16 protein-coding genes are annotated in these 18,361 nt (G+C 43.5%); 9 read left to right on the top strand and 7 right to left on the bottom strand.

The genetic code is table 11. The features are described from left to right. Positions 1 to 27 precede the first annotated feature (27 nt). Both R0123_RS06280 and rapA read right to left on the bottom strand, forming a co-directional pair. The gene (locus R0123_RS06280) at positions 28 to 378 is read right to left on the bottom strand and encodes a hypothetical protein (protein WP_323843474.1); all 351 of its coding nucleotides are present in this window, start codon (positions 376 to 378) and stop codon (positions 28 to 30) included. A 33-nt stretch (positions 379 to 411) separates the two neighbouring features. Continuing rightward, positions 412 to 3,273, bottom strand: a complete 2,862-nt coding sequence (rapA, locus tag R0123_RS06275) for an RNA polymerase-associated protein RapA (RefSeq protein WP_323843473.1) — start codon at positions 3,271 to 3,273, stop codon at positions 412 to 414. A 267-nt stretch (positions 3,274 to 3,540) separates the two neighbouring features. On the opposite strand from rapA, the gene R0123_RS06270 reads away from it, so the two are divergent. The 5 genes from R0123_RS06270 to R0123_RS06250 all read left to right on the top strand — a co-directional run bounded on the left by R0123_RS06270 (position 3,541) and on the right by R0123_RS06250 (position 8,038). Continuing rightward, positions 3,541 to 4,494, top strand: coding sequence for a D-2-hydroxyacid dehydrogenase (locus tag R0123_RS06270; protein ID WP_323843472.1), 954 nt, complete (start codon positions 3,541 to 3,543; stop codon positions 4,492 to 4,494). 162 nt (positions 4,495 to 4,656) lie between these two features. Then, complete coding sequence (metN, locus tag R0123_RS06265; protein WP_323843471.1) at positions 4,657 to 5,718, top strand: methionine ABC transporter ATP-binding protein MetN; 1,062 nt, start codon at positions 4,657 to 4,659, stop codon at positions 5,716 to 5,718. After that, positions 5,708 to 6,397: a methionine ABC transporter permease gene (locus tag R0123_RS06260; RefSeq protein ID WP_323843470.1), complete on the top strand. Its 690-nt coding sequence runs from the start codon at positions 5,708 to 5,710 to the stop codon at positions 6,395 to 6,397. Before metN ends, R0123_RS06260 begins: the two co-directional genes overlap by 11 nt. A 212-nt stretch (positions 6,398 to 6,609) precedes the next feature. Then, positions 6,610 to 7,449 carry a MetQ/NlpA family lipoprotein gene (locus R0123_RS06255; RefSeq protein WP_323841903.1) on the top strand — a complete coding sequence of 280 codons (840 nt, stop codon included), beginning with the start codon at positions 6,610 to 6,612 and terminating at the stop codon, positions 7,447 to 7,449. A gap of 157 nt (positions 7,450 to 7,606) precedes the next feature. Further along, positions 7,607 to 8,038 (top strand): hypothetical protein, encoded by a 432-nt coding sequence (locus R0123_RS06250; RefSeq protein WP_323843469.1) that lies wholly within the window; start codon positions 7,607 to 7,609, stop codon positions 8,036 to 8,038. 152 nt (positions 8,039 to 8,190) lie between these two features. Here the strand turns inward: R0123_RS06250 and betT are convergent, their stop codons facing one another. Then, positions 8,191 to 10,212: a choline BCCT transporter BetT gene (gene betT / locus R0123_RS06245; RefSeq protein ID WP_323843468.1), complete on the bottom strand. Its 2,022-nt coding sequence runs from the start codon at positions 10,210 to 10,212 to the stop codon at positions 8,191 to 8,193. A 349-nt stretch (positions 10,213 to 10,561) separates the two neighbouring features. Between betT and betB the strand changes: the two genes are divergently transcribed. Then, complete coding sequence (betB, locus tag R0123_RS06240) at positions 10,562 to 12,043, top strand: betaine-aldehyde dehydrogenase (protein ID WP_323843467.1); 1,482 nt, start codon at positions 10,562 to 10,564, stop codon at positions 12,041 to 12,043. Between the two features lie 38 nt (positions 12,044 to 12,081). Next, a complete protein-coding gene (betA, locus tag R0123_RS06235; RefSeq protein WP_323843466.1) occupies positions 12,082 to 13,797 on the top strand; it encodes a choline dehydrogenase in 1,716 nt (571 codons plus the stop codon). 161 nt (positions 13,798 to 13,958) lie between these two features. Here betA and ccmE read toward each other — a convergent pair whose 3' ends face one another. Genes ccmE through R0123_RS06220 form a run of 3 tightly spaced genes read right to left on the bottom strand, consistent with a single transcriptional unit; the run spans position 13,959 to position 15,530 of the window. Further along, entirely contained in the window at positions 13,959 to 14,450 is a 492-nt protein-coding gene (ccmE, locus tag R0123_RS06230) for a cytochrome c maturation protein CcmE (protein ID WP_323843465.1), read from the bottom strand. Positions 14,451 to 14,492: 42 nt separating this feature from the next. Beyond that, positions 14,493 to 14,714 (bottom strand): heme exporter protein CcmD, encoded by a 222-nt coding sequence (gene ccmD / locus R0123_RS06225; RefSeq protein WP_323841897.1) that lies wholly within the window; start codon positions 14,712 to 14,714, stop codon positions 14,493 to 14,495. Positions 14,715 to 14,747: 33 nt separating this feature from the next. Then, positions 14,748 to 15,530, bottom strand: coding sequence for a heme ABC transporter permease (locus R0123_RS06220; RefSeq protein WP_323843464.1), 783 nt, complete (start codon positions 15,528 to 15,530; stop codon positions 14,748 to 14,750). Between the two features lie 212 nt (positions 15,531 to 15,742). On the opposite strand from R0123_RS06220, the gene R0123_RS06215 reads away from it, so the two are divergent. Both R0123_RS06215 and R0123_RS06210 read left to right on the top strand, forming a co-directional pair. Then, entirely contained in the window at positions 15,743 to 16,354 is a 612-nt protein-coding gene (locus R0123_RS06215; RefSeq protein WP_323843463.1) for a hypothetical protein, read from the top strand. After that, positions 16,351 to 17,502 carry a glutathionylspermidine synthase family protein gene (locus R0123_RS06210; RefSeq protein WP_323843462.1) on the top strand — a complete coding sequence of 384 codons (1,152 nt, stop codon included), beginning with the start codon at positions 16,351 to 16,353 and terminating at the stop codon, positions 17,500 to 17,502. The genes R0123_RS06215 and R0123_RS06210 overlap by 4 nt, the downstream gene beginning before the upstream one ends. Positions 17,503 to 17,635: 133 nt before the next feature. Here the strand turns inward: R0123_RS06210 and R0123_RS06205 are convergent, their stop codons facing one another. Further along, on the bottom strand, positions 17,636 to 18,346 hold the full coding sequence (locus R0123_RS06205) for a single-stranded DNA-binding protein (protein WP_323843461.1): 711 nt from the start codon (positions 18,344 to 18,346) through the stop codon (positions 17,636 to 17,638). Positions 18,347 to 18,361: the final 15 nt, after the last annotated feature.

Raw genomic sequence — 18,361 nt, 5'->3', positions numbered from 1 at the left:
GTGGTGTAGGTGGCGATTGACAACAATCTATGTCATTGCCTTTTGATAATAAGGCGATAACTCCACCAAATCCACCGCATACTGCACGCCTGTGTTGTCTAAACCAACAATATCTTGCAAAACCTTTAAGATGGTAGCCACCAAGGCATGCTTAGTAGCTTCATCTCTTCCTGCCATAATGGCAAGATGCCCTACAACAAAATTTTCGCCATCACCCACAAATCCAATCAAACTACAATCAGTCCGATGAATGCGACTTTTAATGTCTTTAGACACTTCAAAGCGCCCTGTATCAAATAAGGCTTGATTGATGGCAGACAATAACGCCATGTCATCAACTTGCACGCCTTGGCTAAGTTCTAAGGTTAAATGTGGCATCACCTCTTCCTCATTCTTATTATTCTTAAAATATCATGACGGTTTGACGCATATCAACACACGAATACTATCAGGGATAAGTGATAGATTAGCAAGTGCCTCCATGCCCTGTGCCAGCATGCTTTCAAGCTCAATAATCTCACCATCTCGCACATTTGGATTGATGGATTGTAGGCGTTTTAAACGGCTGATTTCTTTATTAAGATGATCACCAAACTGCACCATCGCCTCTTGACTGATGTCCTTAAGCTGATTTTGAGCAATTTGTTTTGCCTCATTCGCCCGAGCTTCAATGACAGACGCACGAGCCTTTACCACCTGTCTGGCTTTGGATTTATCAAGGCGTTCAATCAATGGCAGAAGTTTTTCACTGGTGGCAACTTTAGTCAAATCATCGCCTCTTTCAGTCAAAAGCACTCTAAGTATTTGCTGGGGCAGATAAGCGGACAAATTAAAATATCTGGGGGCAATCGCCTCAATACGAAAATGGCTTTCTAGTAAAATCATGCCCTGTGGCATGGCAGCAGATTTGAGCAAAGCAACTTGTGTATTGCCAAATGTGCCAGAAATTACCATTTCAAGAATACTAGTAACAAGCGGGTGCTCATAAGTCATATAATCCATGTCCTCACGAGATAACGCCTGACTGCGACTAAAAGTCAAAGTCATGCCATCTTCGCCAAAAGGCAGAGACTCGATGCCATCAATGTCCGCTTCTTGTGCGTCAATCGGATGAACAACCCAAGAATGATCACGCTGAATGCTATAATCAATATTCACCGCCTCAAAATAGCGGTCCAAAAATATTGGCAATAGCTTGTCATTATCCAAATCCGTCATCGCCTGTGCAATGCGACTAGCGACATTTGGACGGCAAGAATTGTATTCTAACAATCTGTCCCGCCCTGCTTGCAGATTCTCTTCCAACTCAGCACGCAAGATTGAACCTTGTGCAATCAGATGCGCCAAAGCTTCACGATTTTCATCGGTATTTTCACCCTCCAACAGCGGTTTTAGTTCGGCGATAAAATGTTCTTGCACCGATTGTGCGGTTGGGCTGATTTGATTAAAAATATTTAACGCCCCATCATACCAATTATACAGGCGTTCTTGTGCTGTTCCTACGACAAAAGGCACATGCAGATTAATCTTAGCAATTTGCCCAATACGATCAAGTCGGCCAATTCGTTGCTCTAGCGTATCAGGATTGGCAGGCAAATCAAACAACACCAAGTCTTGGACAAATTGGAAATTGCGACCCTCTGAACCAATCTCACTACACAATAAAATCTGTGCCCCATTCACATCAGCAAAATACGCCGCTGCCTGATCTCGTTCTAAAAGATTCATCTGCTCTGTAAAAATTGCCGTACGGATACCAGCGTGCAAGCGTAGCACCGCCTCCAAGCTCTCAACAGTTGCTCCACTTCTGGCAATGAGTAGTACTTTTTTATGCTTAAGTGGTTCTTTTAGCAGGTTGATTAACCAATTGACTCTTGGGTCAGTTTCAAGCCATGCACCATCTGGATGGTTTTCCTCACCCCACAGTTGTTCACGCAGTTTGCCATGCGTATAGTGTATGCCTTGCCAAGCAGACGGCAATGGCAACGGATATGGAATACTCATACGCCCATAAAAGCCATTAACACTATCACGAGTATTGCGAAACAACACACGCCCTGTGCCATGACGGTCAAGCAACTCATTAATCACATGCATTCGAAGCTTATCATCATCGTTGATGCCTGCCACCTGCTCTACACCAAACCCAAGCAAGCCTGCAACTGCCTTGATTTGCTTGTCGGATAAAGATTTTCCTTCAATCAACAAGGTTGCCACCATCGCCACATCAACAAAAGCCTCTTGAGATGCGATAAAATCATCCAAATCATCAAAACGATGTGGATCAAGTAATCTTAGACGAGCAAAATGACTCTCCACACCAAGTTGCTCAGGCGTTGCCGTCAGCAACAACACGCCTGCTGTATGAGCAGCAAAGTCAGCCACTAGGTCATATTTATCATTACCACCTTGCACCTCGTCCCATTGCAAATGATGAGCTTCGTCCACCACAAGCAAATCAAAGCCAGCAGCAAACGCCTGCTCATACAAGTCATGATGATCAAGCAAAAGGTCAATACCTGCAATAATAAACTGCTCGGTAGCAAAGACATTTTGGTCAGGGTTGTGTTCTTTTATTGATGCTGTACGCACCAAATCAAAAATTGAAAAGTTTAAATTAAATCGGCGTTTTAACTCAATCATCCACTGATATTGCAGGCTATCAGGCACCAGTATTAACACACGATTTGCCTTACCTGCAATGATTTGCTGATGAATGATAAGACCTGCCTCAATGGTCTTACCAAGACCCACCTCATCTGCCAACAGTACTCTTGGTGCTAGGCGTTTACCCACCTCGTGAGCGATGTATAGCTGATGACGAATGATGTCCACTCTTGCACCAATCAGCCCACGCAAAGGGTGGCGGGACAGCATGACTTGCAACCTTAAGGCATCTTGACGCAGGTCATACCATTCGCCATTTTCAATGCGTCCAGCCAGCAGTCTTTCAAGTGGCTTTGCCAGTGTGATATTGGCCGCCAAGCGAGTCTCCATGAGAGACTTACCACAAGTCAGATGATAACGCATGACCCCTGAGACTTCCTCAAATCGTGCCACCGTGTACTGATTGCCATCTTGATCACTGATGGTATCACCTGCACAAAAAACCACACGAGACAACAAAGCAGATGCTTTGGCATAAATGCGTGTCTCCTCAGACTGGGGAAAAAGCACCGACACACAACGATCATCAACATCAATGACCACTCCGAGTCCAAGATTACTCTCAGAATCCGACAAATAACGCTGACCAATGGCAAACTGACTCATAAAACACTCTTTGCTAATGTATATAAATACCGTATAAAATTGAATTTATTTACTGTTAAAACTTTCTATTCTACTAAAAAAACACGAATTTATCATCAGTTTTTGTATTCACTCTTGCATGACTGGTGATTTTCATGACTTTCAAGGTATGTCAAATAAGGAAAGTCAGACAAAAATGACCGCTTATATTGTAAAAACTGTTGTAAAAATTTTACCCAAATGTGATATAGTTGACCAAATTTTTACCTTATCAATCTGGATAACCTAATGAAAGCTGTATTTTTAGATGCCAATACTTTTTCTGCCAAAACTGATCTTTCTTTGCCAGATTGCATCACAGATTATATCAAATACGACAGTACGCCAAATGACACAGATATCATCATAACACGCTGTCTAGATGCTGACATCGTCATTACCAATAAAGTTGAGCTAACTGCCGATGCCATCGCACACTTGCCCAAACTCAAATTGATCCATGTAACAGCCACGGGCATTAATAACATTGACATTCAGGCGTGTCAGACACATGGCGTAATATGGAAAAATGTTGCAGGCTATTCAACCGTAAGCGTACCAGAACATACTTTTATGCTTATTTTAAACATCATGCGTGCAGGGATTTTTTATCATCACAAAGCAACCGATGGCACTTGGCAAAGTGATGGTAGATTTTGCCTAATTGATGAGCCAATTTTTGACTTATCAGGCAAAACCTTAGGTATTATTGGTGCTGGCAACATCGGTCAAAGCGTAGGGCGTATTGCCACCGCCTTTGGTATGCAGGTGCTGTACGCCGAACATCAAGGCAAAACCCCACGAAATGACCGCTACACCGACTTTGATACAGTATTGGCAACATCGGACATCATCAGCCTGCACTGCCCACTCACTCAAGACACCACCCATCTTATCAACGATAAAACCATCAGCAAAATGACAAAACGCCCCATCATCATCAATGTTGCCCGTGGTGGCGTGGTAGATGGCATGGCAGTCGTAAACGCCATAAACAATGGACAACTTTTAGGCTATGGTTCCGATGTTTTTGAACAAGAACCTTTTGCAAATAACGATCCACTATTAACTTTAAAAGACCATCCACGAGTATCATTTACCCCACATAATGCATGGGGCAGTCTGCACGCCCAAGCACGCCTTTGGGAAATTTTATGCTCGCAGATAAATGACTTTGTTAATAACCAAAACAAAAACCATTAAGACTGCCAAGGCCAATGACCATTAACTCTTAACAATCATTTTAATCAATGATTGATCAATTGATTGATCAATATTGGAACAATCGTTACATCAAAACAAACTCAAAAACTGTGTTATACTACCATACTATAAAGTCTGCACAATTTTTTATTTGATATGCCCATGACAACACCCATGATACAGCTGAATCAAATCAGCAAAGTATTTCACACACAAAAAGACGGTAAATCTATCAAATTTACCGCCGTACAGCCAACCGATTTGACAGTCGGTCAAGGCGAGATTTTTGGCATTATTGGCTCATCTGGGGCAGGAAAATCCACACTCATACGCTGTGTCAATCTGCTAGAAACCCCCACCACAGGCACCGTTACGGTTGATGGCATTGAATTAACCGCCCTATCACACAACGACCTTATTAAAGCACGCCGTAGCATCGGTATGATTTTTCAGCATTTTAACCTACTACACTCTCGTACAGTGTTTGATAATATCTCCTTACCGCTTGAATTATCTGGCACGCCAAAAGCACAAATCAAACAACGGGTAAGCGAACTGACCAAGCTGGTTGGGCTAGATGATAAACACGATGTTTATCCTGCCAATCTCTCAGGCGGACAAAAACAACGGGTTGCCATCGCTCGCTCCTTGGCGTCCAACCCCAAAGTGCTGTTATGCGATGAAGCAACCAGTGCGCTTGACCCTGCCACCACACAGTCCATTCTTAGCCTACTAAAACAAATTAACAAAACACTTGGCATCACCATTTTGCTCATCACGCACGAGATGGATGTGGTTAAAAATATCTGTGATAAAGTGGCGGTTATTGATAAAGGCGAGTTGGTTGAACAAGGAAAAGTCAGTGATATTTTTGCCAATCCCCAAACCGACATCGCACGCACTTTTATCAACTCAACCTTTGACATTGGTTTGCCCGATGAATTTGTCGCAAAGCTATATCACACTGCCACAAATGACAAATCCTACCCAATCGTAAAATATGAATTTACAGGCAATTCGGTAGATTTGCCATTATTTTCACAGGCAAGCAAGCAATTTGGTGTAGAATTTAGCATTTTAACATCGCAAATGGATTATGTGGGCGGTGTAAAATTTGGCTTTACCATTGCCGAGGTAATTGGCGACTCAAACACCATCGCACAAGCCAACCAATACTTAGAAAGACATGGGGTAAACTTGGAGATATTGGGTTATGTGGGATAAACTTTATACCGACTTTATGACCGAGTTGCACCCAAAAATGTGGCAAATGGTCGCTCAATCAACCTACGAAACCATCTACATGGGGCTAGCAGCAACAGCGATTGCGGTTCTTTTTGGCGTGCCGTTTGGTTTTGTGGCATTTTTAACTGGTAAGGGGCGTATTTTAGAAAGCACATCACTTTTTAAAATCTTAGACGCAATCATCAATATTGGTCGTTCCATACCATTTATCATTCTACTCATCATTTTAATGCCCATCACTCGCTTGCTTGTTGGTACAACACTTGGTACAACAGCGGCCGTTGTACCGCTCAGTGTTGCTGCCATTCCATTCGTTGCCCGCCTAACTGCCAATGCTTTGGCAGAGATTCCCATTGGCTTGACTGAAGCGGCACAATCAATGGGTGCGACCAATTGGCAAGTCATTAGCAAATACTATCTGCCCGAAAGTCTGCCAATGATTATTAACGCCATCACACTAACTTTGGTTACTTTAATAGGCTATTCTGCGATGGCAGGTGTGGTTGGTGGTGGTGGATTGGGCAATCTTGCCATCAGCTATGGTGAACACCGTGGCATGGTATATGTCAAATGGATTGCTACCATCATCATTGTCGCAATTGTCATGATTTGCCAAAAAGCTGGCGATGTCATCGCCAAACGCAGCGATCACCGCTAGGCACATATTGCCATCATTTTTATATTCAAATTTGGCATATCAAAATTGCAAAAACTTTTATATGTACATATTGAACTGCACTGGTCTTTATGGTTTAATATGCAAAAGTGTTACTAGTGTGCAACATTTGTATCTATTGGTTAATTTATGACTACATTTATGAATACATAAGTTAGCTAAATCCATTTTTAAGTTAATAAAAGAGTAGCTCTATGAAACTAAATAAATTTTTTGGCCTTTGCGTACTGGCATCTGGCATCGCCCTAGCTGGTTGTGGTGGTGATAAGAAAGCTGAACAAGTGGCCGCCCCTGCTGACACTGATAAAATTGCCCAAACCATCAAAGTTGGCGTGATGAGCGGTCCTGAACACGCAGTAGCAGAAGTCGCTGCAAAAGTCGCCAAAGAAAAATACGGACTGACCGTAGAATATGTTGAGTTCAATGACTATGCTTTACCAAACGAAGCGGTATCCAAAGGTGACTTAGATGCCAACGCCATGCAACATAAGCCATATTTAGACGAAGACAGTGCTAAAAAAGGCTTGAGCAACTTAGTCATCGTGGGTAATACCTTTGTATATCCATTGGCTGGTTATTCTAAAAAAATCAAAAGCCTTGAAGAGCTAAAAGACGGTGCCACCATCGCCGTCCCTAACGACCCATCAAACCTAGCTCGTGCCTTAATTTTGCTTGAAAACCAAGGTCTTATCAAACTAAAAGATAATAAGAACCTGCTATCAACCTCAATTGACATTGTTGAAAATCCAAAAAATCTTATCATCAAAGAAGTGGACACTTCAGTAGCGGCGCGTGCACTTGATGATGTAGATTTGGCAGTTGTGAACAATAACTACGCAGGTCAAGCAGGCTTAACCGCACAAGATGGCGTATTTGTAGAGTCCAAAGAATCACCATATGTGAACATCATTGTGGCTCGTAGCGACAATAAAGACTCACAAGCCATTCAAAACTTCGTCAAAGCTTACCAAACTGACGAAGTAGAAGCTGAAGCAAAAAAACAGTTTAAAGATGGCGTGGTTAAAGGCTGGTAATTAGGTCTTTATCATTCAAAAAAGCCCCTTAAAAACCTCAGGGGCTTTTTAATATATCAGTATTTTTTTGTCATACTGTTAAAAAAGCCATCGCTTATTTATATGATGGCTTTATTATTGTATGAACTCTTAATTTTAAATAAGGAAATCTTTTGCGATGAAATTTAAGCTTCCCCGGCCCATCATGGCGGCGGTTGTTTTGTTGGCTTTTTTAACAACAACCGTGGCACAAGCAGGTTTGCTTGATGGCATACGCAATATCAGCGAACTAGCAAATAGCATTGGAAATACAGCCAATTCTGTGCTTTACAGCAAACAAGCCACCGAACAACTTGTCAACGATGTAGGCATTAATATACAATCTAAAACCAAGTCAACACAAGCCACGCTCACAGAAGGTTCTTTGTTGATGAGTAAGTTATCGACGCTGACTTTGTACAAAAATGCCAATCAGGACAAACCGATTGCCAAACTCACACAAACAGACGCTTTGGTGTATCTTGGTCAAGAACAACAAGGTTTTTTGTATGTAGCAACAGACAAAGGCGAAGGCTGGGTTAGATCAGCCTTGGTGTCTCCACATTATTAAATTTGCTGACTTTTACTCTAACTATGATCGAAACATCATTCATTTTTTGAGTAAAAAGCCAACAATCACAAAGGAAAAACTTGCCATTTTTAGCATACAACAAAAAAGCCAGTTCATCTCAAACTGGCTTTTTAATCAGTCTTAAATCTCAACTACTCACTATAAAGCGGTCGCTCCCCCGGTGTCTCACGATTGATGTGCAAAAAGGCACGGTGGCGTTCGTATTTGTCTAGCACATCATTGATGATTTGTGCTTGGTTGTAGCCTGACAAATCGTTGCCTTGCAAGCCGTCAAACAACAAAGTCTCCAAGCGATAATAATCGTTTTGGGCATCAGGCACAATCGGACGGATTGGCACAGGATACGCCACAGGGCAAATGCCATACACAAAATTATGCTCATTTTGGTAGACAACAGACAGTTCAATTTGGTATAGCTTGTTGTCCAGCTCGTTTAATTTAATGTCGGTGGTCAAGCCTTTTTTGGCAAACTCATCGGCAACCCTTTGCAATGCAGGCAAGCACACACTATCTAGACTTTGCTTGGTGGTTGTGTGATTGGGGTAGGCGGTAACACGGTCAAGACGCTCTTGCCAGTTGTCAATATCCACATTGCCTGCCACAGGGGCGGCGTGCAGTTTGGTGGACGCTTCACGAAAATCTTCTAATCTAAGCGATTTATACAGCCCTGTCATCACAAAAAAGATGACAAAACTAAATGGCAAGCCCATAATAATGGTGGCTTTTTGTAGGGCGGTGATGCCGTCTGTCATCAGCATAGCCACCGTCAGTCCTGCAATGGCAAGCGACCAAAAAATGCGGTTCCAAATGGGCGGATTGTTGTTGCTGTCGCTGGTTTTACAGCTAAAATTACCCAAAACCAACGCCCCAGAGTCTGCCGATGTGACATAAAACAAAAAGCCTGACACAAACGCCAATACCGCTGTAAATTCAAACCACGGATAAAACGACAACAGCTCAAAAAATCCCACTTCTGGGCGTGCCGTTACTTTTTGGGCAAAAGCCAAATTGCCATTGATAACTTGGTCTAGGGCAGAATTACCCATAATGGATAGCCACGCCAGCGTAAACATAAATGGAATAGACAATACGCCTACCACAAATTGGCGAATGGTGCGACCTTTGGAGATTTGTGCCAAAAACAGCCCCACAAATGGCGACCACGCAATCCACCACGCCCAAAAAAACAGCGTCCAATCTTGCACCCATTGTTTGACTTCGGTGGATTGTTCATAAGCAAAAGTATTGAGTGTTAAATTGGGAAATTGTGCCAAATAATCGCCCACATTTTGCACCATCGCATTTAACAAAAACTCGGTATTACCCAAAAACAGCACAAACAGCATAAGCCCAATGGCAAAATAAATGTTTAATTCTGATAAGATTTTAATGCCTTTGGCAACGCCTGTGGTTACTGAAATAATGGTCAAAATCACCGCCAGTACAATCAAAATCAGTTGCCACATTAGGCTTTCTGGTACGCCCAAAATAATATGCAAGCCATAATTTAATTGCACCACACCGATACCGCAGGTGGTGGCAATACCAAAAATCGCCCCCAAAATCGCCGCCACATCTACCGCATCGCCTGTTTTGCCGTAGATTTTTTTGCCGATAATCGGATAAAGTGCCGAGCGAATGGACAATGGCAAATTGTAGCGATATGAAAAATAGCCCAAAGCAATGCCAATCAAGGCATACATAGACCAGCCTGTCATACCGTAGTGAAAAATCGTCCACATCAAGGCTTCTTTGGCAGCCGCCGCCGTTTGTGGCTCGCTGATGGGCGGTGCCATATATTGCATAATCGGTTCTGCCACCGAAAAGAACATCAAATCAATGCCAATGCCTGCGGCAAACAGCATTGCCGACCAAGTAAGCAAGCTAAACTCTGGCACAGCGTGCTTGGGCCCAAGCTTGACATCGCCATAACGAGAGCAGGCAATAAATAGCACAAAAATAATGCACAAACTGGCGGTAAAAAAGTAATACCAACCAAAAGTATGGCTCACCCAGCCCAGTACGCTATCCAAAATGGCTGACGCACTTTGGTTAAACAACATCGTATATAGGCTAAAAAACACAATGATTGCTGCCGACACAAAAAACACGCCTTTGTTTAATTCGCTGGTCGGCTGTTTGTCTTTGCTCATAAAAAATCCATTATTGTTGTGAAAAGTTGTTGTTAAAAATGGTACACTGACCATAAAATGTAATGCAAAATCACTCAATCATAACAAAATTGATAATTTAAATCAATGATTTGCGAATTTTGACAATTTTTGGTATGATTGCTTGGCTTTGTTTTTATTGATGTTTTTTGATAAAGACTTGTTTATTTGAGAATGAATTTTATTTATTTATGAGTTTTTTTGATAATTAGCAATGTTGATGTGATAAAGTTGATGTGATAAATAAGCCATTGATTTGGCGTAGATTTATTTTGTTTCGCTTTTGTTTATTTGATTGAGTTTTTGATTTTAGCGTAATTTTGGAGATTTTATGTCAAACACCAGACAGTTGTACATTCACGGCGAGTATGTCAATGCCACCAGTGGTCAAACCTTTGAGACGGTCAATCCTGCCACAGGCGAAGTGTTGGCGGTGGTGCAAAGTGCCAGTCAAACCGACATTGACAAGGCAGTCAAAAGTGCCAAGGCAGGTCAAAAAATCTGGGCAGGTATGACAGCCAGTGAGCGTAGTCGTATTTTGTTAAAAGCGGTGGCGATTTTGCGTGAGCGTAATGATGAGCTTGCACGCCTTGAAACGGCGGACACAGGCAAGGCGTATGCTGAGACGCAGGCGGTGGATATTGTTACAGGGGCTGATGTGCTTGAATATTATGCAGGGCTTGCCACAGCGGTAGAAGGCGTGCAAGTGCCACTCCGTGAGACCAGCTTTTTTTATACACGCCGTGAACCTTTGGGGGTGGTAGCAGGCATTGGGGCGTGGAATTATCCCATTCAAATCGCCCTTTGGAAATCTGCTCCTGCCTTAGCAGCAGGCAATGCAATGATTTTTAAACCCAGCGAAGTGACCCCTTTAACGGCTTTAAAACTTGCTGAAATTTACACAGAAGCGGGCGTGCCAAATGGCGTGTTTAATGTGGTGCAAGGCGGTGGCGATGTCGGTGGCTGGCTAACCGAACACCCTGACATTGCCAAAGTATCGTTTACAGGCAGTGTGCCAACAGGCAAAAAGGTAATGGCATCGGCAGGCAACTCGTCTTTAAAAGAAGTAACAATGGAGCTTGGGGGTAAATCGCCACTGATTATTTGTGATGACGCTGATGTGAATTTGGCAGCCGACATTGCGATGATGGCAAATTTTTATAGTACAGGACAGGTGTGTACCAACGGCACACGAGTGTTTGTGCCAAACACCTTAAAAGATAAATTTGAGCAAGCGATTATCCACCGTTTGCAGTTTGTTAAATTGGGCGACCCCACCGACCCTGCCACCAATATGGGGCCTTTGGCAAGTTTTGGTCATATGGATAAAGTGCTTGATTATATTGAACAAGGCAAACAAGCAGGGGCGACATTGTTGGCAGGGGGCGAACGCTTTACCGAGACGGTAAATGGCTTTGACTGCGGTCAAGGGGCGTATGTTATGCCGACTGTATTCACCAATTGCACAGACGATATGAGCATTGTGCGTGATGAGATTTTTGGGCCTGTGATGAGTATTTTGGCTTATGATAGCCTTGATGAAGCCATACAGCGTGCCAACGATACCGATTATGGCTTGGCGGCAGGCGTGGTTAGCAAAGACATTGCCAAAGCACACAGCGTCATTCACAAATTACAAGCTGGCATTTGCTGGATTAACACTTGGGGTGAGTCGGACGCCAAAATGCCTGTGGGCGGTTATAAGCAGTCTGGCGTAGGGCGTGAAAACGGTATCAGCACTTTGACGCATTACACCCAAATCAAATCGGTGCAGGTGGAAATGGGGCAGTTTGTCTCTGTGTTTAGCGAATAAAAAACCGATAATTTTTATACATTTTAAAAGGATAAACTATGACCCAAACTTATGACTATATCATCATCGGTGCAGGTTCGGCAGGCAATGTGTTGGCAACTCGTTTGACCGAAGACGCTGATGTCAGCGTGCTGTTATTAGAAGCTGGTGGCCCTGATTACCGCTTGGATTTTCGTACGCAAATGCCTGCTGCACTTGCCTATCCGTTACAAGGCAAACGTTACAATTGGGCGTATCTGACCGACCCTGAGCCTTATATGAACAATCGGCGTATGGAGTGCGGTCGTGGCAAGGGTTTGGGCGGTTCGTCCTTGATTAACGGTATGTGCTACGTTCGTGGCAATGCAATGGATTTGGATAATTGGGCAACATTAGGTGGCTTGACTGATTGGAGCTATGCTGATTGTTTGCCTTATTACAAAAAGTCTGAGACCCGTGATGTGGGCGAAAACGACTATCACGGCGGTTCTGGGCCTGTGAGCGTAACCACTTCACAGCGTGGACAAAAAATCGGCAACAACGAGCTGTTTAATCCTATGGTGGAAGCTGGCGTGCAGGCTGGCTATCCACGCACCGATGATTTAAATGGCTATCAGCAAGAAGGCTTTGGACCTATGGATAGAACTGTTACCCCAAATGGTAGGCGTTCGTCCACCGCAAGGGGCTACTTGGATATGGCAAAACACCGCCCCAATTTGACCATCAAAACCCACGCCGTTACCGATAAAGTTTTATTTTCTGGCAAAAAAGCCATTGGCGTGCAATATTTGCAAGGCAATGACAAAAATCCGATTGTGGTTCACGCCAACCGTGAAGTCATCGTCTCGGCAGGGGCGATTGCGTCGCCACAGATTTTACAGCGTTCTGGGGTGGGTGCTAAGTCATTACTTGATGAATTTAATATCCCTGTGGTGTGCGATTTGGCAGGCGTGGGCGAAAACTTACAAGACCATTTGGAGATGTATTTACAATACGAATGCAAAAAACCTGTGTCGCTGTATCCTGCTCTAAAATGGTACAATCAGCCGATGATTGGCGCCGAGTGGCTATTTATGGGGACAGGCATTGGCGCAAGCAATCAATTTGAAGCAGGTGGGTTTATTAGAAGCCGTCCTGAATTTGAATGGCCTAACATTCAATACCACTTTTTGCCTGTGGCGATTAACTACAATGGCTCTAATGCCGTAGAAGAACACGGCTTTCAGGCACACGTGGGTTCTATGCGGTCGCCGTCTCGTGGACGCATTCGTATCAAATCTTTAAATCCGCACGACCACCCAAGCATTTTGTTCAACTATATGTCGCACGAGCAAGACTGGCAAGAGTTTAGAGACGGTATTCGTATCACACGAGAAATTATGCACCAGCCAGCACTTAATCCTTATCGTGGGCGAGAGATTAGCCCAAGTGCCAGTGCCAAAACCGATGCCGAGCTTGATGAATTTGTGCGTAATCACGCCGAAACCGCTTATCACCCGTCGTGTAGCTGTAAAATGGGCGAAGACGATATGGCGGTGGTGGACAGCCAAGGGCGTGTACACGGTGTAGAAGGCTTGCGAGTGGTTGATGCGTCTATTATGCCACTCATTATTACAGGCAATCTTAATGCCACCACGATTATGATTGGCGAAAAAATCGCTGATAGCATTCGTGGCAAAAAACTGCCAAAGTCTGATGTGCCATATTATAAAGCCGACCCCAATGTCGTGCGTGGTACGCCTGTGCTTGCTTTTGATGAGAGTATGCTTGGGTAAATGATATTTAAAGAATGCACAATCACACCCAAATAAGTGTGCTGAGATTGCTTTTTTAGGTTGGCTATCTAGACCAAATGACCTTACTGGTCAACTGGTCACATATTTTTAAAATGAGCAACAACACTTTGGTTGCTCATTTTTTTATTTTTTTAACCATATCAATTTTGATTAGAAATTGGCACAGCAGGCGTGAATTGTTCACCACTCACATCTGTACCACGCTGAGCATGATCTTGCTTTAATGACTTAGCAACCTCTGGTGGCATATAGTTTTCATCATGCTTGGCAAGGACCTCAGACGCCACAAATACGCCATCTTTTAATTCGCCAGTCGCCACCACACCAGAGTTCTCAGCAAACAAGTCGGGCAGTACGCCTCGATAGCTGACAGGTACAACCTCTTTGTAATCAGTGATTTGAAACTGCACCTTCAATTGATCATCAGGGTCACGCTTGACCGAACCTGCCACCACCATGCCACCTGCACGGATACGCTTTGCTTCTGGGGCCTTGCCCTGCGTGATGGCCGTAGGGTCAAAATAATAGTCAGTCTGCTGACGAATGGCGTATAAAATCAAACCCACAGCAATCACAGCCCCAATAAGCATGGCAATGACCCACATCAGTTTTTTTTGTCTGGCGTTATTCATATTAGCACTCAGTGATTTTTCATTTCAATTGGCGTGATACACCTATTTGGCCAGCTCTTTACGCTGTTTATTGGTTAGGCGGTCAGATTTTTGCTTATTACTTTTTTGATGTTGCAACCTAGCAATTGTTGATTTGCGTTCGCTCGCAGCATACATAATAAGCGCAAACAGTGCAACAAAAGTAATGGCATAACACACCCACACAAACACACCGTGCCCTTGCATGTCAATAAATTCACCAAAAGTCGGAAAATACGGAGTCATCGCTTGCTACCTTTTTTGTTGATGGTTCGCTGGCTAATCAAGTAACTTTTGTACCCACAGTTTGTTGTGATCACGAGCTAAAATTAAAGAATTGGTACGATAAATAGCAATTGCTGCCACCAAGAAATACATTCCTAAAAGCATGATGAGCAAAGGCACCCACATACTTGCAGACATTTTTGGGGCGTTAGTTACGGTGAAAGTCGCCCCCTGATGCAGCGTATTCCACCATTCTACCGAATATTTGATGATGGGCAAATTGACCGCACCTACAATGGATAAAATCGCTGCAGCCTTACCACGGTTTTGGCTATGCTCAAAGGCAGAAAATAATGCCATTACGCCCACATACAAAAACGCCAAAATCAGCATACTTGTTAGGCGTGCGTCCCAAACCCAATAAGTCCCCCAAGTTGGCTTGGCCCAGATTGAGCCTGTCAAAAGACTAAGTACACAAAAAATAAAGCCGATTGGTGCAATCGCTTGGGCGACAATATTGGCGGTTTTAATCTTCCATACCAAAAAAATCACACCCAGCACAGCCAACGCAAGGTAAACACTCATTGCAAGACTTGCCGCTGGCACATGAATGAAAATAATGCGATAGCTGTTGCCTTGCAAATAGTCAGGTGGTGCAAAACCCAAGCCCCAAACCGTACCAATTGTCAGTAGAATTGTTGCGATGGTCGCAAGCCACCTTACCCACGGTGAAAAGATGTGAAAAAATCGCTCCGTGCCAACTGTCGTCAAAAAAACTTGCCAAAGACGGTTAAAAAAACCTGCTTGCTTAGTTGAGTTGGGGATTTTATCAGGCATGGTAATTACCGCATTACGGATGAAAAAAGTTGATTATCATAAAGCTGTTACGATAAATTATAGCACGACTTCATCATTTGGGGAATATACACCAAAAAACAATCCAGTTTTTGGTACAAATTTTGGTGCAAAAAATCTTGTAAAATCACTCATCTAACCACATAATAATCTTTATTAATTCTTTTATTTCATTTTTTCAAATAAGGAAAGTCATGTCAATCTTTCAAAAAACTCGCAAATCACCAAAAACCGTTTCGTTAGCACTGCTTGGCATGGGCATACTTGGTCTGACTGCTTGTTCACCTGCTCCACAAACTCAGACCAACAGTGAACAAGCCTTAGCAGATGCCGAGCGTCAACTTGCCGAAGCACAGGCACGCCTTGCTGCCGCCCAAGCCAAGGCTCAGGCTGACGCCACCAATGAAGCAGCCGCACAATTAGAAGCACAGACAAATGATGGCGAACAACCAAATGAGCAAGTAACAAGTGATGCCGACCAAGCCAGTGATGGTATGGGTGTGGCTGGCACACTGCTGGCTGGGGCAGCAGCTGGTGCAGCGGCAGGTTATCTTGCCAATAAAGCCAGTAATGGTCGAGTGGCAGACGCATCTAAAACCGCTCAAACACCAACCACCACACAACAGCCGACCACCAATCATAATTCCGCCCAAGCCGTACAAAGTGGGCAAGCGGCAGGACAACGCCAAAGTGCCGCTCAAAGCACAAAAAATTATCAAAGCAATCAAACTCAAAATACTCAAAAAAGCACAAAACGCAAAGGGTTTGGTGGCATAGGCAAACGCTCAGGTGGTGGTCGTTCATGAAACGCATTGCTGTTTCATCACACCAAAACTGGCAAAACAGCTTAGCACGCACAGGCTTTGACTATCAAGCCATCGACCCATCTTATTGGCACAAAAACTGGCAAGATGGTGTTTGCTATGTCTTTGATGAGTCTCAGATTGATGAGCTAAAACGCACAACCGAAGAGCTACATCAAATGTATTTTACTGCTGCATGTCATGTCATTAAGACGGGTGATTACACACGCCTTGGTATTGACAATGTGGCAGCCGATCTGATTGAGCAGAGTTTTCACCCTGACACGCCCACACTCTACGGTCGCTTTGATTTATGCTATGATGGCATCAGTCCGCCCAAACTCTACGAATACAATGCCGATACGCCTACACTAATTCTAGAAAGCGGTTTGGCTCAATGGCATTGGCTTAATTCACAAAGCAGTCTAAATCATGCCAAGCAATTTAATCGCATTCACGAGTGCTTGCTGGTAGAATTCAAAGCCCTAAAAACCAACAGTCCAATGTATTTTGCTGCAATGGCTGATGAGACCGAAGATTTTATCGCCACACGCTACTTGCAGGATACCGCCAGACAAGCAGGGCTCAACACCTGCTTTATTGATGTTGGCGATATTGGCCATGACCAAACATCTGGCAATTTTGTTGATCTGTACAACACGACCATTCGCACGCTGTTTAAATTGTATCCTTGGGAATGGCTATTACAAGAAGAATTTGGTCAATACATTTCTAATGCCAATACAGTTTTTATTGAGCCTGCTTATAAATTGCTTTATGAAAACAAAGCCCTACTCGCCATACTTTGGGAACTTTTTCCCAACCACCCCAACCTTTTACCTGCCCATCTTGAACCAAACAAGCTAAAGGGCGATTTTATCCAAAAACCTTTTTTCTCTCGGCAAGGAGCCAATATCACCTTGCACACAGAATGTGATTTGACACAGGCGGAAAATCCCCATAATACAAAAGGTTTTGTATATCAACAAGCTAAGCAACCACCCACCTTTACCAAGCAAAATGCACAAATCGTCCATACCATCATCGGCAGTTGGATCATCGGACATGGTGCGGCAGGTATTGGCATTCGTGAAAGTCGTACCGCCATCACAGATGATGACAGTGTGTTTGTGCCACACATTTTTCACTAATCAGATTGCAACCCATCATCGTTCTAACATGATTGCCAAAGCCAAATACATCAAACATGTTTAGATATTCATTGGTTTTATAAAATAAAAACAGCCCAAGATTGGACTGCTTAAAGTCAGGTCAGACCTGCCATTAAAAAGGAATATCGTCATCGGCGACCACAGATGGTGCTGGCGATTTGACAGATGGTGGCGTGTCTGATTTTTGTGTCGTGGCTGGTGGCATACCAAAGGCATTGTTCTGCACATTGCTTTGAGTATCTTGCGTGGCAGACGACATAGAATTTTGATTCTGCTGATTAACAAACCCATTTTGGAACTGTGCATTCGGATTGCTTTGATTGCCATAGCCTTGATTGCTATTAAATCCGCCTTGATTACCAAAACCACCTTGGTTGTAGTCATTGCCATAATTATTGTTAAAATTACGGTTTTGGTTATTACCCCATTGTTGGTTATTTTGATTTTGATAGCCGCCATTACCACCAAAGCCACCATTGTTATTTTCACTATTAGAGCTAAGCATACGCATTTCTGACGCACGAATCTCGGTTGAGTAGCGTTCTATCCCTTGCTGGTCGGTGTACTTGCGAGTTTGCAAACTGCCTTCAACATAGACCATGCTACCCTTGCGTAGGTACTGGGCAGCAATCTCACCCAATCGGTTAAATAGGCTGATGCGATGCCATTCTGTTTGCTCACGACGCTCGCCTGTATTTTTATCTGTCCATCGTTCGCTTGTGGCCACAGAAATATTTGTTACTCCGCCACCATTTTGAAAAGAACGCACCTCTGGATCATTGCCCAAACGACCAACAATAATTACTTTATTAACACTACTCATAAAATTCTCAACACT

Origin of the sequence: Moraxella sp. Pampa (assembly GCF_035181385.1) — a bacterium.
In the GTDB taxonomy this organism is placed as follows: domain Bacteria; phylum Pseudomonadota; class Gammaproteobacteria; order Pseudomonadales; family Moraxellaceae; genus Moraxella.
Note: the sequence above shows the minus strand (reverse complement) of the source record. Positions and strands in the feature narration are given on the sequence as shown.